Consider the following 19,039-nt stretch of genomic DNA (forward strand, 5'->3'; position numbering starts at 1 on the left):
TCGGGTTATTGCTCCCTGCTGCCCACCGCTTCGACCTCAGGGGCCGACTTCGGCTCATTGACGGGCAGTTCATTGTTCCGGCGCGCGGCGCGATTGCTCAAATAGGTCAGCCAGGACGGTGCCCAAGACGAGTGGCTGTCTTGACCAAAAGCCCGCTCTTCACCACCTTCAATAGGCCCTGGTAGCAGCCTACTGCCCCAACTCAGCAGACTAGTCATGAACCCTGGGAATAGACCGTAGAACCGGGCCATGAGCAGAATTGGCAGCGGCACCACCACTTCGGCGGCCCCTCGACGCATGCCGGCAATGGCGGTCCGGGCTACCTTTTCTGGGCTGGCAGAGATGATCGGCAGCGACTCGCTAATGCTGAACCAGGTGTACTCTTTGCGGTGCTGTCCCTTGAACAGGGCGTGATCGTTAACGCCTGTATAAATCAAACCGGGACAGACCGTGGTGACAGCAATGCCAGCCCGGGCTAGTTCAATGTGCAATCCGGCTGATAACCCCGTCAGGGCAAATTTGCTGGCGCAGTAAGCCACCATGTGCGGCGACGCCACCTTGCCTCCCACAGACGAAATGTTGACGATGCGACCGGCTCTGCGATCGCGCATCCCCGGCAACACCGCATAGGTGGTGTAGACCGGTGCCCAGAAATGGAGCTGCATCAGGTCGTCGTAGTCCTGCATGGTCAGGTTTTCTAGCGGCCCCACGATGTCAGTGCCAGCATTGTTGATCAGAATGTCGATTGCCCCAAACTGCTCGCTGACCTGCTGCACCATCTGCTCGACCTGGGTCTGGTGGGTGACATCACAGATCAGTGCCAAGATCTCTCCGCCCTGCTGCACCAGTTCAGTTTTTGCCCGCTCCAGTTCGGCCTCATCCCGCGCGCAGATTGCCAGTCGAGCCCCCGCCGCCACCAACTGGCGGGCCATGACCAGCCCCAGCCCCCGGGAGGCCCCGGTGATCAAAATGGTCTTGCCTTGCAGGTCATACTGCTGTTCGCGCCACCGGCGACCTAGCCAGAGGACGCCCGTTAGCAGGGCCGCGATCGCAGCTAAACCCAGCGGTCCCAAATGGTTAATCGACATTTTTCCCCCTCCAGTGTGGCTTTCACTTTAGGCGGTGCTAGCCGATGCTAGTCTCCTTCGTAGGGCGAAACTGCCTTAGCCGATAGGCCGGTTTTTCCCGTCGCCAGCTCGTCACTAGACGTTCCCCGGGCTGGTCAATTTTCACAGGCGATCGGAGCTGAAACAACAGCCAAAAACGTTTGTATTTTAGGCGCGGTATGAGTTGGCCAAAAACCTGTTTAAAGTTGACTAATCCACTTGTAAGATGACTAATCCACTTGCAAAGCATCCATGCGCCACCTCTACTTTCTGGTCCCCGGCACCGGCAAGCGCTTCCACTGCGGCGGGCTGTTTGCCGAGCTCAAGACCCTCAAGCTAGCTCAGCAGGTTTGCTCCGCCGAGGTGGTCACCTACGACCAGCGCGAGGTCGACACGCTGTTTTTGGATGATCTGCTCCAGCAGCCCAACCTCGGCAACAGTATTTTTGTGATTAGCTGGGGGTTTCACATCCCTCGGCTAGTCAAGCGGCTACGGGGCTACCCAGTGGTGTACCACGCCCACAGCAGCGGCTACGGGTTTAGTCTGCCGGGCGATATTCCCATCATTACCGTCAGCCGCAACTCCATGGGCTATTGGGGACAAAAGCGACCCAACGGGCTCGTGTTTTATCTGCCCAACCACATTTCGCCTGAGTTCACTAACCAGCAGCAGCCCAGGGATATTGACGTGCTGGTGCAGGTGCGCAAGTCGTCAGACTACTTGCTAAATCAGCTGGTTCCAGCGCTAGAGTCTCGCTGCAACCTGGTAACGCTGACCGGGTTTGTCGACGATCTCTCGATTCTGTTTAACCGCAGCAAAATCTTTCTCTACGACTCGGCAGAATATTGGGCGCTGAGCCGGGTGAGTGAGGGCTTTGGCCTGCCCCCCATGGAGGCTATGGCCTGCGGTTGCCAGGTGTTTACCAGCGTCAACGGGGCGTTGGCGGATTACCTAGATCCGGGATTCAACTGTTACAAGATTGGGGTGTACTCGGTGGGGTACGACTGCGATCGCATCCTCACCGCCCTGCAAACGCCCACACCCCTGGCCATGACCCCCGCAGATTTAGAACCCTACCGCGCTCCGGCTCTGCTGCCCCGGCTAGAGGTGATTCTGGCCGAAATCAACCACTTCTTCGACTATCGAGCCAAGCACTCTGGGGACATTGCCGACCTCACCAAACCCCGCCTGGCCCGCCTCTGGTTCCAGCGCACCACCGCCAAAGTTCGCAAAAAGCTCAAAGGCCGTTGATCCCCAGCTTTGGCTGGGTAGGTTGGCAAAGGCACAGTCCCGCGAGACAATAGAATATAAGAACTGTAATATTTATGAACCCTAGGCTGTGAACAACGCACCCGTACGCACGGTATCTGACGCCAAGCGCGACTTTTATACCCACCACACTCGCCCCATCAACTCCATCTACCGGCGCGTGGTAGACGAGTTGATGGTAGAGATGCACCTGCTCTCCGTCAATGTCGACTTTGCCTACGACCCCATCTACGCCCTAGGCATTGTCACTACCTTCGATCGCTTCATGGTGGGCTACGAGCCCGAGAGCGACAAAGTTACCATTTTCAATGCCCTGTGCCGCTCGATCCATAGCACCCCCGAGCACTATCGCGGCGAGGCTGAGGCCGTAAGGTCCTCCGTCAACGGCATGTCCTTAGACGACTTGAAGGGGCAGTTTGAGCACCTCGGCGACGGCGGCGATGGCCTGCGCAGCACCCTGGCATCGGTCGCTAACCGAGAAAAATTCAAGTACAGCCGCCCCTTTGGCATTGGCCTCTACACCTTGGTAGAAGCCGTGACCCCCGCCGAAGACCTCAAAGATAAAGCAGCCGTCGAAACCCTGTTTAAAGACCTGGCGGGCAAGCTCAATATCTCCAACGACAAGCTGCTAAAAGACGTCGAACTCTACCGCAGCAACATGGAGAAATTTGCCCAGGCCCAGGAAGTGATGAAAGACATGCTGGCCGCCGATCGCAAAAAGCGCGAAGACCGCAAAAAAGCTGCCGAAGCCGAGGCTGAAGCCATCGTCGAACCCGTAGCTACTGTCCCCGACGCAGGCCAATCGGGAGAAACAGCCGAGTAGGCCACTGCGCAAAAAAGCTTAGCCTAGAGCCTCAAGCCTAGACTTCCCTTGGTGGAGTCTGGGCTTTTTTGCGGTCGGGGTTGAACAGATCGTTAGCGATCGCGGTGCCCAGCAAAATCAAGCTGCCTCCTATCGCCATCGATGGGGTGACGGGCTCTGCCAACAGCACGGCACCCCACAGCACGGCAAACATGGGAATTAGATAACCCACCGTCAGTGCCTTGGTCGGGCCGACGTTTTGAATTAGCCGAAAGTAGAGTAGGTAGGCGCAGGCTGTAGAGAGTAGCGCCAGAGCCACCACCACAGCGACAACGGTTGGCGTAGGCATTTGTTGAGGCACGGTAAAGGGTAGGGCCGGTAGCAAAACTAGGGCAGCCCCCCATAGACTACCTGCGGTGATGGTCCAGGGCGAGGCCCCAGCCAAATTTTGCCGAATATAGGGAGCTGCGATCGCATATATAAAAGCAGCAACTAGCCCCGCCGCCACTGCCCAGCCCAACCCTGGCGTCGCCGTAATCGGCTGCCAACCCACCAAAATCACCACCCCAACAAAGCCCAGCCCAAAGCCAATCCACCGGGTGAGGGTAACGGTTTCTCGAAGCCAGACAGCGGCCACCACCGTGCCAAACAACGGCGCTGTGCTGTTCAAAATAGAGGTCAACCCAGCCGGTAGCGACAGGGAAGCAAAGGCCAGCAGCACAAAGGGGATTGCAGAATTAATGCTGCCTACCACCAAAAGGGCTCGCCAGTGTTGGCGCAGTTCTGACCACAGATTGAGGCGCGAGACTACCGGCAGCAGGGCACAACCGGCTAACACCACGCGAATCTCAATCAGCCACAGCGGACCCAGCACCGGAACCGCCACCCGCATAAACAGAAACGAGCCGCCCCACAGTGCTGCCAGCAGCAAAAGCTCGGCAATATCGATTTTTCGCATCACGCCTCCTGGGCGAGGGCCTGGGTCTGGCCCGCTTCCCAGCCTAGCAGCAGGGTTTTACGCGCTGGCCCCCAGCGGTAGCCACCCCCCTCACCCGAGGCTCGAATCACCCGATGGCAGGGAATCAGATACCCTACCGGGTTCCGCCCAATGGCATTGCCCACCGCTCGCGCCGCTGTAGGCCGACCGATCGCCTCTGCCAAGCCCTGGTACGTCGTTAGCCCACCTGGAGGAATCTGCAAAAGCGCCCGCCACACCTGAATCTGAAAATTGGTGCCTTTGACTGCCAGCGTCAAGGGGCGATCGGGATCTGGGGTGAAGATGCGGTAACACTCTTCCGCCGTTCCTGGCTGGTCGGCCACCAGGGTTGCCCCAGGCCACTCCGCCCACAGCAGATGCTCTGCCGTCGCCCGATCAGGCGTCTCTAAAAAGTGCAGATTGCAGATGCCCCTCGCAGTCTTGGCTAGCAAGCAAGGCCCAAACGGGGTCGCGTGAATGCCGTAGCCAATTTTTAAGCCTGCGCCCCCAGACTTAAACTCGCCCGGTGACATCGCCTCTAGGGTGACAAACAGATCGTGCAAACGGCCCGGACTCGATAGGCCCACATCTCCAGCCAAATCTAGGAGGCTTTTGGTTTCAGCAATTTTGGCCTTGGCGTAGTCTACCGTCAGGTTTTGCAAAAACCGTTTGGGGCTAATGCCCGCCCACTGGGTGAATAGACGCTGGAAGTAGTATTCGCTGAGGTGTACGTGGCGGGCTACGGTAGCTAAATCGGGCTGGTCGAGATGGTGTTGGTGCAGAAATGCGATCGCCGCAGCGATCTGTTTGTAGGTCTCATCGTCGTAGGTCGCAGTTTCCACCAGAGGGTTCATAGGTTTGGCAGCCATTCAACTACAATCCCCAATCTAGCGATCGCCCTCAACCCATACCACCCGTTTCTTGCGGCCTCACCCGCTTACCCCTTCGTCCGCCGCCGATCGATCGCCTTTAACAAGTGATACAGCATCTCAATCCTTGGCACCCTTGCCCCCGCCGCCTGGGCAGCCCGTAATGCATTGCCATAGATGGCTTCTATTTCTAGGGGGCGGCCCTCGTCAAAATCGATCTTCATGCTGGTGCGGTAGGGAGTCATGTGTTCGGTGTGCGCCAGCATTTGGGCAACCAATGCCTGCGGCAAATGCCGATTTTGACCCGGAGAAAGGGCATCTCCATCGTGCTGAGCTGCCGCTAAAACGTCTTCCATGAGCCACTCTGCCAGCTGGCGAATGTTGGGGTCGGCCATCATCTCGTCAGTCGTAGCATCCATCACCACTGACAGCCCATTAAAGGGAATATTCCAGAGCAGCTTGCGCCACCGGGCCAGACGCAGGTCCTCAACCTTGTCCACGGTGACCTGCGCCGCCGCAAAGTCCTGCACAACTTGCTCTAGCAAAGGCGAAATGCCAGCGGGCTGGTGATCGGAGCGATGCTGCCACAGTAGCAGGTTGCCGTAGTCGAGATGGCGAATGGCTCCAGGGCCGACTTTGTTGGCGCAAATAATGCACAGCCCGCCCGAGATGGGGCGATCGCCGACCCAAGCCGCCAGTTCAGCCTCAATGCCAAAGCCGTTTTGTAGCGTTAAAATCGCCGTTTTTGGCCCCAAAAGAGGCGGCAACAGTTCTGGCAGCAGAGCATTTTGCGTTGTCTTGAGCCCGATCACTACCACATCAACGGTGGGCATAGTAGCGGTGGTGCGATGGGCGTGCACCTGGAGTAGGGCAAAATCTCCCGCGATAGATTCTACCGCTAGGCCCGACTTGAGCACATGGTCATAGTCGCGGTGCAACAAAAAGTGCACCTCAGCGCCCCCTTGCTGTAGGCGGGATCCGTAGTATCCGCCCACTGCCCCAGTGCCAACAACGCCGTAACGCAGCGACATTAGGCAATCGCAGCCGGTTGATAACTAGCCCGTGCCAACCCTAGGGCCGCCGCATTCGATCTAGTTACCCAGAGGTTTCGATTGTGCATAAAAATGGATGAAATAGCCCACACTCCCTAGATTCTAGAGCCAATCTTTGGCTTCTCCAACACCAGGCTTAGGCGGGGATAGGTTGAATAGCGTCTTCTAAATGCCCAATGACGGCCGGAGCCTCTAAATCCGCCTCCAGACGCGCTGCCTCTCGGGAAACCGTAGGAAAGCCCAACTCTAAAGGCTGAGGCAAGCGGTCTAAAGATTTCATTGGCACCAGCGGTGGTGTAAACACAGGCACAGCCAGGGGGCACGGTTTCCAGCGGCTTTCTACCGGCACTCCGAGCTGACTGCACTGTCCTCCTCGCCGGCCCTCCGGGGTATAAAAACGGCAGCGACTACAAAATGACACCCGGCACTGCGCTGACTTCATAGTGGCTTCCTAAAAGCTGCACATAACCCTTACATTTTCACTCTCGAAAAATTGGAGATCGTCTACCTTAAGGCCCAAAACCATAGCCTTTGAAAAGCTGTAGCCCTTGAAATTGATAAACGCTCTTCATTTTTTCTTTATATTTGCTTTAGGCATAGTCACAATTTTATAAACAACTGATTCTAAAAACTTTAACGAACGTAAACTTGTTGGGGATCAGCCTAAACAGGGGTATTATCACTGACCTATTCAAGAGAATTCAGAATGCGAGCTAAACTCCTATCTAAAAACTAAGTCAATAACGACAGCATCCATGATATTTAATTGCCCTAAAATTATTCTTTCGAGGCGTTGTCTTTCTTTAGGTATAAATTGAGTTAACAACTGTTTAAATCAACGACTATAGCTTTAGGGAAGATGCAGAGCTAGGGCTGTGCATCTACAGCCCTTACCCCAGGCTGTGGCATAATCCTGCCCTATGGCCCAACCGTCTAATCTGCTATTAAAACTGAGCCGTCGACTATTTGCCGAGGAGCGCGATCGCGATGCCTTTGTAGAGGCTCTAGTTGACCCTCAGCCGTTTCTGGCCGCCATTGCGTGGGTGCAGCCCCGGCCAGCGGTGGTGCCTTTTGCGATCGCCCCACCCCTATCCTGGCAGCCCACCTGGGTTGATCGCCTCGACGGTGACCAACGCCCCGGTCAGCACGCCCTCCACCAGGCTGGAGCCTACTACTGCCTGGATATGGCCTCGGTGTTCTCGGCGGCGGTGTTTAGCGCCATCGCCACCCCGACAGAGTCAGTTCTCGATCTTTGTGCCGCCCCCGGAGGCAAAAGCCTGCTGGCCTGGAAAGCTTTAACGCCAACTGATCTCTGGTGCAACGAAGTCGTCCGCAAGCGGGTCAGAATCTTGATTTCTAACCTCAAACGCTGCGGCTTGACAGACTCGCTCGTGTTTAACCTCGATCCTCAAACCTTTGCCGAACAGCTTCCCCACGCTGCCTCAGTGGTGGTGGTCGATGCGCCATGTAGCGGTCAGTCGCTGCTGGCCAAAGGCGATCAGGCCCTAGGCTGTTTTCACCCCGTCAACATCAAGAAAAACGCCAGCCGCCAAAAGCGAATTCTAGCCAGTGCAGCGCAAACTGTAGCTGGCGACGGCTACCTAGCCTATATGACCTGCACCTTCTCCCCCGACGAAAACGAACAGGTCGTAGAGTGGCTGATGAAAAAGTTTCCTCAGTTTGAGGCAGTAGACGTCCCCGTTTTGGCAGACTACGCCTCATCTCTGGCCGCCTTCCCCTGCTATCGCCTCTGGCCCCAGTCGGGCCTGGGTGCGGGCAGCTTCACTAGCTTGCTGCGCAACAGAGCGACCTCAACAGAGCCTATCAATCTAAACTTTCTAACCGCTAAGGGTATGCAGATCTACAGCGTAGAGCGATCGCCTTAACCGTGCTGGTGCCCTGCCGCCAGCGCTTTGGGCCAGGCTCAACCGCCGCTATGCTGAAGATGTACCTATGCACTGATCGTTGGCGATTATGGCGAGTCCTTCTGCCCGTCCCGAACCCTCCACCCTAGATGCCATCATTCGCCTGCTGCGCTGGGATAAGCCTACCGGGCGACTGATTTTGATGGTTCCAGCCCTGTGGTCGGTGGTGCTGGCTGCCGAGGGTCGCCCCCCCTTGCCTTTGGTTGGCGTTATCATTCTGGGCACCTTGGCCACCAGTGCTGCTGGCTGCGTCGTCAACGACCTGTGGGACCGCAACATTGACCCCCACGTGGCTCGCACCCGCACTCGCCCCCTAGCCGCCCGCGATCTGTCCGTGCAGGTGGGCATTGGCGTGCTGCTGGTGTCCCTCCTCTGCGCCTATGGCCTATCGCTCTACCTCAATGCCCTGAGCTTTTGGCTGTGCGTGCTAGCCGTACCGTTTATCCTGTTCTATCCTTTGGCAAAGCGTGTGTTCCCGGTGCCGCAACTGGTGCTGTCTCTCGCCTGGGGGTTTGCGGTGCTGATTCCCTGGGCGGCAGTCACCAACAATCTAGACTTACCCGTGTGGATTATCTGGCTAGCCGTGGTGCTGTGGACTCTGGGCTTCGATACCGTCTACGCCATCCCTGATCGCGACGACGATCGCCGCCTGGGCGTCAACTCCGCTGCCCTTTTCTTCGACGACTACACACCTCAGTTCATTGGGTTTTGCTTCTTGGGCGCGTGGCTGCTTTTTATTTGGCTAGGCCTGTTACTGCTCCCCGCGTTTCCCTACTGGCTAGGGCTAGCCGCTGCGCTATTTGTGTGGTCGCGCCAGTCTTACATGCTCAGCCTCTACAAGCCACCCCTCACCCTCTACGGGCAAATTTTTAGGCAGAACGTTCAACTCGGCTTCGTACTTCTCATCGGCATGATCCTGGGTTCTCTGCTGTAGCCGCTACCCATTCCATTTGGATCGTCAAACACGCCTACCTCCACTCCTCCGCTCATCTACTCCCTCACCCCCTCATCTCCCCCACCCCCTCCCACCTACCCGGTCAGGGCTACAATAGTTACTCTAAACATGCAATTCCCCGTTGGAGCGGTTTATGACCACTGCGGCCCCTGCCAAAACTCAGTACGAAGCCATCATTGGTCTCGAAACCCATTGTCAGCTGTGCACTGAAACCAAAATTTTCTCCCCAGCCTCTACGGCCTTTGGGGCCGACCCTAACACCTACATCGACCCCATTGTGGTGGGCATGCCGGGGGTGCTGCCGGTGCTCAATCAGCGCGTGCTGGAGTATGCCGTCAAGGCCGGGTTAGCCCTAAATTGTGAGATTGCGCCCTACTCTAAGTTCGATCGCAAGCAGTACTTCTACCCCGACCTGCCCAAGAACTATCAAATTTCTCAGTTTGACCTGCCCATCGCCGAGCACGGCTGGCTCGAAATTGAGCTGATTGACAAAAAGACTAAAGAAGCTACCCGCAAGCGGATCGGCATTACTCGCTTGCACATGGAAGAAGATGCGGGCAAACTGGTGCATGCGGGCAGCGATCGCCTTGCTGGCTCCACCTACTCTCTGGTTGATTACAACCGAGCCGGCGTCCCCCTGATCGAGATTGTTTCCGAACCCGATATTCGCACCGGCCAAGAGGCTGCCGAATACGCCCAAGAGCTGCGCCGCATCGTGCGCTACCTGGGCATTAGCGACGGCAACATGCAGGAGGGCTCTCTGCGCTGCGACGTCAACATCTCCGTGCGCCCGGTGGGCCAAGAGGAGTTTGGCACCAAGGTGGAGATCAAAAACATGAACTCCTTTAGCGCCATTCAAAAGGCGATCGAGTACGAAATCGATCGGCAAATCAAAGCCAACCAAACCGGCGAGAAAATCATTCAAGAAACCCGCCTGTGGGATGAAAGCAGCCAGCGCACCCAGAGTATGCGTTCTAAGGAAGGCTCCAGCGACTACCGCTACTTTCCTGAACCCGACCTACCGCCCATTGTGGTGTCGGCAGAGCAAAAAGAGGGCTGGCTGGCCGAACTGCCCGAGCTGCCTGCCCAAAAGCGCGATCGCTACGAGACTGAGTTTGGCCTCTCTCCCTACGATGCCCGGGTGCTGAGCGACGAGCGCGCCATCACGGAATATTTTGAAGCGGCCATGGCGGCTGGTGCTGACCCCAAACTCACCGCTAACTGGATCACCCAAGACATTGCCGCCTATCTCAACACGGAGAGAGTATCGATTGATGCGCTGCCCCTCACCCCTGTCGCCCTAGCCGAGCTAGTGCAGCTGATTGCCGCAGGCACCATCAGCAACAAAATCGGCAAAGATCTGCTACCCGAGCTGCTCACTCAGGGTGGCTCCCCCAAGGCTCTGGTGGAAGCGCGGGGGCTAAGTCAAATTTCTGACCCTGCGCAGATCGAGGCGATGATTGACGAGGTGCTGGCCGCCCATCCCGAAGAGCTAGAGGCCTATCGTGGCGGCAAGAAAAAGCTCCAGGGCTTTTTTGTTGGTCAGCTCATGAAGCGCAGCGGCGGCAGAGTAGATCCAAAGCTGAGCAATCAGCTGCTCAGCCAAAAACTTAACCAATGAAGTTTTCCAAAATCATTGATTAAATTCAATAAGGGGTCTTACCCCCCATGCAACTTTTGGGTTAACATGGTATGTAGATGCACCCTGATGGTAGGGAGAGCCGTTTGAGCTCTCCTTTTTTTTGCCTATTTTTTGCGTAGCTGCCGCTACAGCCATATGTAGGAACTTGTCTGCGCTGAGTTCGATGGGCAAGCTAATTTGGGCCCATCCTCAGCATTGAACAGGATGGGGTGCTCAGAAATGCGATCGCCCACAGTCACCCTTCTACCCTAAGACTCAGCGGCGTAGCGATCCCACCAGCGATTCAGCGGGTAGTACAGCGCTGGAGCCCACAGACTGCTCAAAATCGCGGAACTCAGCGCTATCCGCTGGTGATAGATCCAGATTCTGCCCAGGGGCGGGTAAAGCGAATTGGCCGACAAAAGCTGGTCAAAACTAATTTGTAGCGCCAGTACTGTTTCTGCAATGACCGCCATCGCAAACACAATCAGCGCCACCGAGACAATGTCTTCCTGGAGGTAACGCTGCTTTTGCAGCCGCGCCGTTAGCACCCCAACCACGATCAAGCTTAGCGTATGGGTTGGGTTGGGAGAAGTCATAGCGTCCTGCAGCAGGCCCAGCACCAGCCCAGCTAGGGCGGCCTCCCACTGAGTGCGCCTAATGCTCCAGGCTACAACCCAGATTAGCAACCAGTGAGGGGCTACCCCCAGCAGTTCCATCCCCGGTATGCGGCTGGGTAGCAGCAGCAGGCAGACCAGCACCGACGCTGCCGTGACTAGGCTGTTGATCACCCAAGGCTGACGCCAGAGGGGCAATGATGCTCTCACCCCTAAGGTCATGGCTGGGCTCCGTTGCCGCTTTCGGGAATAACGCCATTTTCGGGCGTTGCCCCCGGCAGCACGGGTAAATCTACCGTTTCCTGCGGTTCAAAGGGGTGAACAATGGCCCACTCCAAAATCGATAGGGGCGACGATAGCTGAATCACCGCTTCTGGAGCCGGGCTCTTGGTTAAATCAATAGATTCGATACGGCCAATGGGAATGTCTTGGGGAAACAAACGGCTGTAGGAGGAGGTAACAATCACGTCACCGGCTTTAACGTCGGGGAGTTTTTCAAAAAACTCCATCACCACTCGGTTGTTCGATTGCCCTCTCACGACCCCCATAGCCCGACTGCGGCTAACCTTGGCTCCCACCCGGCTGGTGGGGTCACTAATTAACAACACCCGTGAAGTGCTGGGGGAAATCGCTACTACCCGACCGATCAGCCCGCCAGGGCCGGTGACCACATGCCCAGCAGCCACATCGTCACGGCTGCCCCGGTTAAGAACAATATGCTGCCACCAGTGGTCGGCTCCGCGCCCGATCACCGTTGCCCGCACTCCATCTAGGGGGGCAGTGGCTTCGTAATCATTGAGGGTTTGCAGAGAGCGGTTTTGGTTCTCTAGCTCTACGATGCGCTGCTGGAGCTCAAGGATGTAGCTGTTTTCGAACTGCTGCTCGCGGCTCATGCCCGGCTGTAAAGGCCGAGTTAACCAGTGATAGGTTTCGTAAATGACGGCACCATCATTGGCTCGCATTAGCCAAGCGGAGGAAATGGCCAGGGTAACCATTCCCGCTTTAAGGGCATGACGTGTCCACCAGCGGCGTAGGGCAAACATAGGTTCTGGGTAGATGACGACTCTGGAGATGCCCTACAGGCTCGATCGCCCGCTGAAAACTCGGCCCATTTGGCTAAAGTTCTCTAGTACTCGCCCGGTACCCAATACCACGCAGCTGAGAGGATCCGCCGCCACATGCACCAAGATGCCGGTTTCATGGCTGATCAGGGTGTCTAGCCCCTTGAGCAATGCCCCACCACCGGCCAGCATAATGCCGCGATCGATGATGTCAGCAGCTAGTTCAGGCGGAGTGCGCTCTAGGGTGCGCTTGACGGCTTCGACGATGACCGAAAGCGGCTCAGCCATGCTCTCGCGAATTTCAGCACTCTTGACCGTCACGGTGCGAGGCAGGCCTGACAGCAGGTGCAGACCCCGCACATCCATGGCAATTTCGTGGTCATCGGGGTTGGGGTAGGCAGACCCGATGGTAATTTTGATTTCTTCGGCAGTGCGTTCCCCAACCACGAGGTTGTGCACTTTCTTCATATAGCTGGAGATGGCTTCGCTAAGTTCGTCTCCGGCTACGCGCACCGACTCGCTCAGCACAGTGCCCTGCAAGCTCAGCACGGCTACTTCCGTGGTGCCGCCACCAATATCCACAATCATGTTGCCGGTAGGTTCGGCGACAGGCAGGCCGGCCCCTATAGCGGCGGCCACCGGCTCATCGATCAGGTATACGGTGCGGGCCCCAGCCTGCTGAGCGGCATCCATAACTGCGCGCCGTTCAACCCCCGTGACCCCGCTGGGAATGCCGATTACGATGCGGGGCGATACCAAGGTGCGGCCCTCATGCACCTGACGAATAAAGTGCTTAAGCATTAGCTCGGCGGTGTCGAAGTCGGCGATGACGCCGTCTCTCAGCGGGCGCAGGGCCACGACGTTGCCAGGGGTACGACCCAGCATGCGCTTGGCTGCTTCCCCAACCGCCAGGGGCTTCTTTTCGACCTGATCCATGGCCACTACGGAGGGCTCTTGCAGTACGACCCCCTTGCCGGAGACGTACACCAGAGTATTGGCCGTACCGAGGTCAATACCCATATCGCGAGAAAATCTGTCGAAGAAACCCACAGGCTATAACGCCCCTACATCACGAAAAGACAGTGAACTAATGCTAAGGCACGCCCCTAGGGGCTGACATTTACATCGAAGTGGATTCTATTACGTTTCGTATCAGTGCGTCTAGTAATGGAATATTTATCGGTAGGGGAAAAGCCACGGGACATCTCCGAAAGCTTGCAAACTGATTGGAGTAGTAAGCCCTAAGCTCAAGAGCGGCTTTACCAATATACAGAGATGCATGGCCTTTTCCAGGACGGGTTTGATCGCCGCAGTGTTCCTGACGGATGTTTGAGGTTTCGCCTACAATGCTGGAACAAGTGTTTGGCAATCAGCGATGACGATCAATGTGGTAACTCTGGTGGGCCGCGTGGGCACTGACCCAGAGGTGAAATATTTTGAGTCGGGTACGGTGGTGTGCAACTTGACCCTGGCGGTGCGGCGACGGTCGAGCCGAGACGATAAGCCCGACTGGTTTAACCTCGAACTGTGGGGTAAAAATGCCGAGGTAGCAGCCAACTACGTACGCAAAGGCAGTTTGATTGGTATAAGCGGTGCCCTGAAGCTAGACCATTGGCAAGATCGCTCTAGCGGGGCGGCGAGGTCAAAGCCTGTGGTGCGGGTAGATCGACTAGACCTGCTGGGCTCTCGCCGGGATAACGAGTCGTCGATGAACTACAGCGACGATGAATTTTAGGGAGTAACCCCTATTTCAGGTGAATACTCAGAACTTACGACGCAGCAGGGCCGACTTCCTCAAGCCAGTCAAAGATTTGGCTGAGCTGGTCGGTACTGACCAAACCGTATTGCCACAGCGCCATGGGCAATAGGTTTGTGGTTTGCCCTGCCTTGCGCAACCCCATGGCGATCGCCTCAGAGGACACCGCTAGTTCAGTTTGCAGAAACTCGATCAGCTGTTTTTGGCGTTGGGATGGCATGGCAATCAGGGCAGATGCTGGTAGTTAGCCCTTACTATAGCGGCTCTGGCTGAATGCTGCCTCTGCCCTGAGAAATCCCGCTCTTGGGGCGTACTTTACCGTTCAGGGCGGCTTTCGAGATAGGTGGCCAAGCGAGTCAAGGTGTCATTGAGCTTTTCTTCGATAGTTGGCTCAGGATCGACAGCGGCCTCTTTCCGTTTGAAGCGCTCAAAGATGCGGATGATGATGAAGAGCACCAGGGCAATGATTAGAAAGTCAATGACAGTGCCCATGAAGCTGCCTAGGCGAATCTCAGGGCCGACGACGGCCTCGCGCCAGTTCGTACCAGCTCCCGCCAGGAGAGGATTGATAAGGGCAGGCATGAGGATATCTTCTACTAAAGATGAGATGACGGCACCGAAGGCTCCGCCAATAATCACCGCCACGGCCAGATCGACTACGTTCCCTTTTAGAGCAAAGGCCCTAAAATCGTCCCAAATGCTGAAGGCGCGTGCTCGGGTGCGTCGGCCGCCCATACCATTTGCCATAGCGTTGTCCTCATAGAACAAATACAGCTACACAGTATTACACCGCCCCAAAAGAAACTACATATCTGCTATGGAGCATGGACGGTCTATCTAGATGCCCTAATAGTCGCTCTAGTTTCGCTGGACTGCTGAGGATGGCGCGATGGATAATTCTGTTTGTAAAGGCATCGCCATTAATTTGAGCCAAGTGCTCTTTCAGAGGGCCGTAGAGGTTCTGAATGGCCGATCTGATTTGCTAAGGGTAGATAGCGTAAGGTGGTGTTAGTCAGGCTCTGGCCGAGGGGGTTTTAAATTGCGGCGACCTGCGCGAGCGAAGCGGACTTATGCTGAAACCGATTCAAGTTGTTGAGTTGTTGATGACGACCCCTAACCATCAAGACTTTGGGGCTGGGGATACGATTTTTGCAGTGGGTGCTCTGGGAGATTGTATGTACGGCGTCATTCAGGGGGAGGTCGAGCTTTGGGTCAATGGCCGTGTGTTCGAGACTATTTCTGCTGGCGATGTGTTTGGTGAAGGGGCATTGGTGCAAATTCCCCATGTGCGGGCCTCTACGGCAGTGGCAAAGACCGATTGCCGCCTAGCTTTAGTCGATGAGGCTCACTTTAAGTTTTTGGTGCAAGAGACGCCGCTGTTTGCCCTAGAGGTAATTCGTAGCCTATCGAGCCGGCTGCGGGCGGCCAAGGCGGTAGCTTAGGAGTGAGGGATAGGGCGATCGCCTTCATGGTGCCTTGCCAAGACCGGGCTGTATGTTTAGCCACCCTTTTTGTGGCGGTGGCCGTCCTATCCTAAACTGCACCTCAGGACGTTAGTGAATACGGTTTAGACCGAGGAGTGACAGGATGGACGCAGCCGCCCTTTGGCAACGCTATAAAGACTGGCTCTACTACCACGAAGGTCTGGGCTTTTACCTAGATGTCAGTCGCATGGGCTTTGACGAAGCTTTTATCGCCGATATGCAACCCCGCTTTGCAAAAGCCTTTGCCGATATGGCCGCGCTAGAAGCTGGGGCGATCGCCAACCCCGACGAAGATCGCATGGTAGGCCACTACTGGCTGCGCGATGCGGGCCTGGCCCCCACCCCCGAGCTCAAGCAAGATATTCTCGACACCCTGACCAGCATTGAGCAATTTGCCAGCCAGGTGCGCACTGGCGGCATTTCCCCGATTGGTCACGAGCACTTTACCGATGTGCTCTCCATTGGCATTGGCGGGTCGGCGTTGGGGCCGCAGTTTGTGGCCCAGGCTCTAGGGCCTGACTTTCCGCCCTTGGCGATTCACTTCATCGACAATACTGACCCCGAGGGTATCGATCGCATCCTGGCCCGGCTGGAAGACAAGCTGCCCACCACTCTGGTGATCGTTACCTCTAAGTCGGGGGGCACCGCCGAAACCCGCAACGGCATGGTCGAAGTGCGCACCCGGTTTGAGCAGCGGGGGCTAAACTTTCCCAAGCAGGCTGTCGCCATTACCGGGCGGGGCAGCAAGCTCGAAAACCAGGCCCTCAGCGAAGGCTGGTTGGCTACTTTCCCGATGCGCGACTGGGTGGGTGGCCGCACCTCTGAGCTATCGGCGGTGGGGCTGCTGCCCGCCGCTCTGCAAAACATCAGCATTCGCTCCATTCTTGGCGGCGCGCGCGAGATGGATGCGGCCACCCGTGTGCCCGATCTGCGCCGCAACCCCGCTGCCCTAATCGCTCTGGCCTGGTATTACGCAGGCAACGGCAAGGGTGAGAAAGACATGGTGGTGCTGCCTTATAAAGACAGCCTGCTGCTGTTTAGCCGCTATCTGCAACAGTTGGTGATGGAGTCGCTGGGCAAGGAAAAAGACCTGGATGGCAACCTGGTCTACCAGGGCATTGCCGTCTATGGCAACAAAGGCTCTACCGACCAGCATGCCTACGTGCAGCAGCTGCGCGAGGGCGTAGCCAGCTTCTTCGTCACCTTCATTGAGGTACTGAAAGATCGCTCTGGCGAGTCGGTGGAGATGGAGCCTGGTGCCACCAGCGGCGATTTTCTCTTTGGCTTTTTGCAGGGCACCCGCAAAGCCCTCTACGAAAACCAGCGGCAGTCCATCACCTTGACCATTCCTGAGGTCAATGCCCACACCATCGGGGCGATGATTGCGTTGTATGAGCGAGCGGTGGGCTTTTACGCGTCGCTGGTGAATATTAACGCCTATCACCAGCCGGGAGTTGAGGCGGGCAAACTGGCCGCTTCCGGGGTGCTCGACCTGCAACAGGCCGTCGTCAACGCCCTGGCTCAAAGCTCAGAGCCGTTGACCCTAAGTGAACTGGCTGCTGCAGCGGGAGCGGCTGACCAAGTGGAGACGATCTATGCGATCGCCCGTCACCTCCACACCAACCAGCGCAGTTTGGTCATCCAAGGCAACCCCGGTCATCCCGAAGCGATCAAGATCGCAGCGTTGAGATAGATCTAAGGGTTTGCAGAACTGAGGGCTAGCAGAGGTGAACGATCACCCCCGCTAGCCCTCAGTGTTTAGTCCGGAATCCACACGTAGGGGCCGCCCGATACCGTAATGCCTTCGGTCTTAGAAAAGCGAATCACCACCAGCCGAGAGCTGTCACGGCCCAGGTCGAGGTAGCCGCTGGCCCATATCTCAGAGCGCACCACGCCAGTAATTTCGAGGCGATAGCCACCGGGGGGCAGGTAGAGGGTTTCCTGGCGATCGAAATTGTGAGGACGGTATACGAGGCGGTTATTCAAGTAAACTGCCCCCCAGTCATCACCGCGGGCATCAAACTCGATCCTCACCTGCTCGCTCTCTGGCTCAGGGCGGGGATAGGGCAGAATAATGATCGATGGCTGGCGAAGAATGTTTGGCAACTGCCGAATAATCACCCGTCGGTTCGAGCGAATAATGCGGTCTGACTCAGCGGTGGTGCCCTCTTGGGCTTGGGCGATCGGTGCGCAGGGTAGGGCGATCGCCACAGCTACACCCCAGAGAAGCCGCCACCAGCGCCGTGTTAATTCCCTAGGGACGGTTTTTGACCCCAGTCCTTTAGGAGACTTACTTTCACCCGCCTCAAACACCATCCCACCACTCCTTGACTCGCGGCCTCCAGTCCGATGGTAGTTGCCCCCGTTCTCAATCTAGAGAAGTCTGTGACTCTTAGCCAACCGGCGGCCACCTAACGGGTAGATATCCACACCCCAGGGCTGCCTACCCAATTCAGTAAAGTTGACTAAGATTTAGATAAGGAAAAACGGTTTGCCCAAACTTAGCGGCTAAGCTAGCTCTGAAGTCTGAGTCAGCTTGTGCGATTGCCCTAACCGGGCACCTAAATCTATTTTGCCAAATCTATTTCGTCGTAGAGGATAGGGCTTTGAGTAATACCAGCAATTTTCGTGAAGCGATTAGCAAGGCCAAGGGGCAAACCCTAGTCGGCCCCAACGTCATTAAGAACGCCCTGCCCTATGTAGGCGGCGGGCTAATTTTAACCGCTCTAGGCTCCTTTGGCGGCCTGAGCGTGATGGCCAGCGAATCGGCTATCTTTATGCCCACCTTTTGGGTGGCGTTTGTTGCTCAGATCGTGCTTTTCTTTGTGGCGATGAACGTCGCCTCTAAGGGCAACAACAGCACTGCCCTACCCCTGCTTGCTACCTATAGCCTGCTGACGGGCTACACCCTCAGTGGCCTGCTAGCTGTTGCCCTAGGCACGGCTGGCGTTGGCGTCACCGGAATTGGGTTTGCGGCGCTATCCTGTGGCATTGTCTTCATTGCGGCTCGCCAAATTGGGTCTAACCTGTCAGAAGAAGACGGCTTTGCGCTGACCCGCACCATTGGCATCGGCGTAGTCGCGATCCTAATTGCGGTAGTGGGTCAGTTCATTTTCGCCATGTTTGGTGGTCCCGTTCCTCAGTTCCTCGACATTGCCATCTCTGCTTTTGGCGTACTGGTGTTCTGCGGTGCTTCGGTAGTCGATTTCTTCATTCTGCCCCGCACCTACAAAGATGAGCAGTATCTGTCGGCGGCGCTGTCGATGTACCTCACCTACATCAACCTGTTTGTGTTCATTCTGCGTCTGTTGATTGCTATCAACCGCGACTAGCACGTTGACGGAGTTTAACCTCCTCTATTGAACTGAAGTCCCGGAGCCTAACGGTTTCCGGGACTTTTTTATGCCTCATCTCGGCCAAGCTGACTAGCTTGGCTGAGATAGGGTCTTCCCCAACCTGCTCAACTAAAAACTGCGTTTCGCGCCCCATCCTTCCTATACTGATACCTTGGTGCCCGTTACCTTAGTCGCCCCGGATCAGTTTTAA

General features: G+C 56.5%; 20 protein-coding genes. 9 read left to right on the forward strand and 11 right to left on the reverse strand.

Annotated features, from left to right (window positions below; genetic code table 11):
• Nucleotides 1-5 precede the first annotated feature (5 nt).
• On the reverse strand, nucleotides 6-1,088 hold the full coding sequence (locus tag H6F57_RS07070) for an SDR family NAD(P)-dependent oxidoreductase (protein ID WP_190625579.1): 1,083 nt from the start codon (nucleotides 1,086-1,088) through the stop codon (nucleotides 6-8).
• A 270-nt stretch (nucleotides 1,089-1,358) separates the two neighbouring features.
• Between H6F57_RS07070 and H6F57_RS27930 the strand changes: the two genes are divergently transcribed.
• The gene (locus tag H6F57_RS27930) at nucleotides 1,359-2,357 is read left to right on the forward strand and encodes a glycosyltransferase (RefSeq protein WP_190625580.1); all 999 of its coding nucleotides are present in this window, start codon (nucleotides 1,359-1,361) and stop codon (nucleotides 2,355-2,357) included.
• Between the two features lie 88 nt (nucleotides 2,358-2,445).
• Nucleotides 2,446-3,198 carry a photosystem II biogenesis protein Psp29 gene (gene psb29 / locus H6F57_RS07080; protein ID WP_190625581.1) on the forward strand — a complete coding sequence of 251 codons (753 nt, stop codon included), beginning with the start codon at nucleotides 2,446-2,448 and terminating at the stop codon, nucleotides 3,196-3,198.
• A gap of 37 nt (nucleotides 3,199-3,235) precedes the next feature.
• On the opposite strand, the gene H6F57_RS07085 is transcribed toward psb29, so the two are convergent.
• The 4 genes from H6F57_RS07085 to H6F57_RS07100 all read right to left on the reverse strand — a co-directional run bounded on the left by H6F57_RS07085 (nucleotide 3,236) and on the right by H6F57_RS07100 (nucleotide 6,516).
• Complete coding sequence (locus H6F57_RS07085) at nucleotides 3,236-4,135, reverse strand: DMT family transporter (RefSeq protein WP_190625582.1); 900 nt, start codon at nucleotides 4,133-4,135, stop codon at nucleotides 3,236-3,238.
• On the reverse strand, nucleotides 4,135-5,022 hold the full coding sequence (locus H6F57_RS07090; RefSeq protein ID WP_242024797.1) for a methylated-DNA--[protein]-cysteine S-methyltransferase: 888 nt from the start codon (nucleotides 5,020-5,022) through the stop codon (nucleotides 4,135-4,137). The genes H6F57_RS07085 and H6F57_RS07090 overlap by 1 nt, the downstream gene beginning before the upstream one ends.
• Nucleotides 5,023-5,090: 68 nt before the next feature.
• Nucleotides 5,091-6,053 (reverse strand): putative 2-dehydropantoate 2-reductase, encoded by a 963-nt coding sequence (locus tag H6F57_RS07095; protein ID WP_190625583.1) that lies wholly within the window; start codon nucleotides 6,051-6,053, stop codon nucleotides 5,091-5,093.
• Nucleotides 6,054-6,210: 157 nt separating this feature from the next.
• Nucleotides 6,211-6,516 (reverse strand): hypothetical protein, encoded by a 306-nt coding sequence (locus H6F57_RS07100; RefSeq protein ID WP_190625732.1) that lies wholly within the window; start codon nucleotides 6,514-6,516, stop codon nucleotides 6,211-6,213.
• Nucleotides 6,517-6,994: 478 nt separating this feature from the next.
• Here H6F57_RS07100 and H6F57_RS07105 point away from each other — a divergent pair, with 478 nt between their 5' ends.
• From H6F57_RS07105 to gatB, 3 genes are all read left to right on the forward strand, one after another.
• Nucleotides 6,995-7,960, forward strand: a complete 966-nt coding sequence (locus H6F57_RS07105) for an RsmB/NOP family class I SAM-dependent RNA methyltransferase (RefSeq protein WP_190625584.1) — start codon at nucleotides 6,995-6,997, stop codon at nucleotides 7,958-7,960.
• An 88-nt stretch (nucleotides 7,961-8,048) separates the two neighbouring features.
• Complete coding sequence (locus tag H6F57_RS07110; protein WP_190625585.1) at nucleotides 8,049-8,933, forward strand: 4-hydroxybenzoate solanesyltransferase; 885 nt, start codon at nucleotides 8,049-8,051, stop codon at nucleotides 8,931-8,933.
• Between the two features lie 154 nt (nucleotides 8,934-9,087).
• A complete protein-coding gene (gatB, locus tag H6F57_RS07115; protein ID WP_190625586.1) occupies nucleotides 9,088-10,575 on the forward strand; it encodes an Asp-tRNA(Asn)/Glu-tRNA(Gln) amidotransferase subunit GatB in 1,488 nt (495 codons plus the stop codon).
• A 269-nt stretch (nucleotides 10,576-10,844) separates the two neighbouring features.
• Here gatB and mreD read toward each other — a convergent pair whose 3' ends face one another.
• Genes mreD through H6F57_RS07130 form a run of 3 tightly spaced genes read right to left on the reverse strand, consistent with a single transcriptional unit; the run spans nucleotide 10,845 to nucleotide 13,303 of the window.
• Nucleotides 10,845-11,414 carry a rod shape-determining protein MreD gene (gene mreD, locus H6F57_RS07120; protein WP_190625587.1) on the reverse strand — a complete coding sequence of 190 codons (570 nt, stop codon included), beginning with the start codon at nucleotides 11,412-11,414 and terminating at the stop codon, nucleotides 10,845-10,847.
• Entirely contained in the window at nucleotides 11,411-12,235 is an 825-nt protein-coding gene (gene mreC / locus H6F57_RS07125) for a rod shape-determining protein MreC (RefSeq protein WP_190625588.1), read from the reverse strand. The genes mreD and mreC overlap by 4 nt, the downstream gene beginning before the upstream one ends.
• A 33-nt stretch (nucleotides 12,236-12,268) precedes the next feature.
• Entirely contained in the window at nucleotides 12,269-13,303 is a 1,035-nt protein-coding gene (locus H6F57_RS07130; RefSeq protein ID WP_190625589.1) for a rod shape-determining protein, read from the reverse strand.
• 325 nt (nucleotides 13,304-13,628) lie between these two features.
• On the opposite strand from H6F57_RS07130, the gene H6F57_RS07135 reads away from it, so the two are divergent.
• On the forward strand, nucleotides 13,629-13,988 hold the full coding sequence (locus H6F57_RS07135) for a single-stranded DNA-binding protein (protein ID WP_073610322.1): 360 nt from the start codon (nucleotides 13,629-13,631) through the stop codon (nucleotides 13,986-13,988).
• Between the two features lie 34 nt (nucleotides 13,989-14,022).
• Here the strand turns inward: H6F57_RS07135 and H6F57_RS07140 are convergent, their stop codons facing one another.
• A complete protein-coding gene (locus H6F57_RS07140; RefSeq protein ID WP_190625590.1) occupies nucleotides 14,023-14,229 on the reverse strand; it encodes a DUF2949 domain-containing protein in 207 nt (68 codons plus the stop codon).
• Between the two features lie 95 nt (nucleotides 14,230-14,324).
• The gene (gene mscL, locus H6F57_RS07145; RefSeq protein WP_190625719.1) at nucleotides 14,325-14,744 is read right to left on the reverse strand and encodes a large conductance mechanosensitive channel protein MscL; all 420 of its coding nucleotides are present in this window, start codon (nucleotides 14,742-14,744) and stop codon (nucleotides 14,325-14,327) included.
• A 335-nt stretch (nucleotides 14,745-15,079) separates the two neighbouring features.
• Here mscL and H6F57_RS07150 point away from each other — a divergent pair, with 335 nt between their 5' ends.
• Together H6F57_RS07150 and H6F57_RS07155 are read left to right on the forward strand one after the other, a co-directional pair.
• The gene (locus H6F57_RS07150; RefSeq protein WP_190625591.1) at nucleotides 15,080-15,451 is read left to right on the forward strand and encodes a cyclic nucleotide-binding domain-containing protein; all 372 of its coding nucleotides are present in this window, start codon (nucleotides 15,080-15,082) and stop codon (nucleotides 15,449-15,451) included.
• 145 nt (nucleotides 15,452-15,596) lie between these two features.
• The gene (locus H6F57_RS07155; protein WP_190625592.1) at nucleotides 15,597-17,186 is read left to right on the forward strand and encodes a glucose-6-phosphate isomerase; all 1,590 of its coding nucleotides are present in this window, start codon (nucleotides 15,597-15,599) and stop codon (nucleotides 17,184-17,186) included.
• Between the two features lie 65 nt (nucleotides 17,187-17,251).
• Here H6F57_RS07155 and H6F57_RS07160 read toward each other — a convergent pair whose 3' ends face one another.
• Nucleotides 17,252-17,809 (reverse strand): hypothetical protein, encoded by a 558-nt coding sequence (locus tag H6F57_RS07160; RefSeq protein WP_190625593.1) that lies wholly within the window; start codon nucleotides 17,807-17,809, stop codon nucleotides 17,252-17,254.
• Between the two features lie 290 nt (nucleotides 17,810-18,099).
• On the opposite strand from H6F57_RS07160, the gene H6F57_RS07165 reads away from it, so the two are divergent.
• Nucleotides 18,100-18,825, forward strand: coding sequence for a Bax inhibitor-1 family protein (locus H6F57_RS07165; protein WP_190625594.1), 726 nt, complete (start codon nucleotides 18,100-18,102; stop codon nucleotides 18,823-18,825).
• The last annotated feature ends 214 nt before the right edge of the window (nucleotides 18,826-19,039 follow it).

This window comes from Leptolyngbya sp. FACHB-60 (assembly GCF_014695775.1).
Classification (GTDB): domain Bacteria; phylum Cyanobacteriota; class Cyanobacteriia; order Phormidesmidales; family Phormidesmidaceae; genus Nodosilinea.

What these genes read in the sequence shown, in the direction of transcription:
- H6F57_RS07070 (WP_190625579.1), bottom strand. Translation starts at nt 1,088, where the DNA reads ATGTCGATTAACCATTTGGGACCGCTGGGTTTAGCTGCGATCGCGGCC.
- H6F57_RS27930 (WP_190625580.1), top strand. Translation starts at nt 1,359, where the DNA reads ATGCGCCACCTCTACTTTCTGGTCCCCGGCACCGGCAAGCGCTTCCAC.
- H6F57_RS07085 (WP_190625582.1), bottom strand. Translation starts at nt 4,135, where the DNA reads ATGCGAAAAATCGATATTGCCGAGCTTTTGCTGCTGGCAGCACTGTGG.
- H6F57_RS07090 (WP_242024797.1), bottom strand. Translation starts at nt 5,022, where the DNA reads ATGGCTGCCAAACCTATGAACCCTCTGGTGGAAACTGCGACCTACGAC.
- H6F57_RS07095 (WP_190625583.1), bottom strand. Translation starts at nt 6,053, where the DNA reads ATGTCGCTGCGTTACGGCGTTGTTGGCACTGGGGCAGTGGGCGGATAC.
- H6F57_RS07100 (WP_190625732.1), bottom strand. Translation starts at nt 6,516, where the DNA reads ATGAAGTCAGCGCAGTGCCGGGTGTCATTTTGTAGTCGCTGCCGTTTT.
- H6F57_RS07105 (WP_190625584.1), top strand. Translation starts at nt 6,995, where the DNA reads ATGGCCCAACCGTCTAATCTGCTATTAAAACTGAGCCGTCGACTATTT.
- H6F57_RS07110 (WP_190625585.1), top strand. Translation starts at nt 8,049, where the DNA reads ATGGCGAGTCCTTCTGCCCGTCCCGAACCCTCCACCCTAGATGCCATC.
- gatB (WP_190625586.1), top strand. Translation starts at nt 9,088, where the DNA reads ATGACCACTGCGGCCCCTGCCAAAACTCAGTACGAAGCCATCATTGGT.
- mreD (WP_190625587.1), bottom strand. Translation starts at nt 11,414, where the DNA reads ATGACCTTAGGGGTGAGAGCATCATTGCCCCTCTGGCGTCAGCCTTGG.
- mreC (WP_190625588.1), bottom strand. Translation starts at nt 12,235, where the DNA reads ATGTTTGCCCTACGCCGCTGGTGGACACGTCATGCCCTTAAAGCGGGA.
- H6F57_RS07135 (WP_073610322.1), top strand. Translation starts at nt 13,629, where the DNA reads ATGACGATCAATGTGGTAACTCTGGTGGGCCGCGTGGGCACTGACCCA.
- H6F57_RS07140 (WP_190625590.1), bottom strand. Translation starts at nt 14,229, where the DNA reads ATGCCATCCCAACGCCAAAAACAGCTGATCGAGTTTCTGCAAACTGAA.
- mscL (WP_190625719.1), bottom strand. Translation starts at nt 14,744, where the DNA reads ATGGGCGGCCGACGCACCCGAGCACGCGCCTTCAGCATTTGGGACGAT.
- H6F57_RS07150 (WP_190625591.1), top strand. Translation starts at nt 15,080, where the DNA reads ATGCTGAAACCGATTCAAGTTGTTGAGTTGTTGATGACGACCCCTAAC.
- H6F57_RS07155 (WP_190625592.1), top strand. Translation starts at nt 15,597, where the DNA reads ATGGACGCAGCCGCCCTTTGGCAACGCTATAAAGACTGGCTCTACTAC.
- H6F57_RS07160 (WP_190625593.1), bottom strand. Translation starts at nt 17,809, where the DNA reads ATGGTGTTTGAGGCGGGTGAAAGTAAGTCTCCTAAAGGACTGGGGTCA.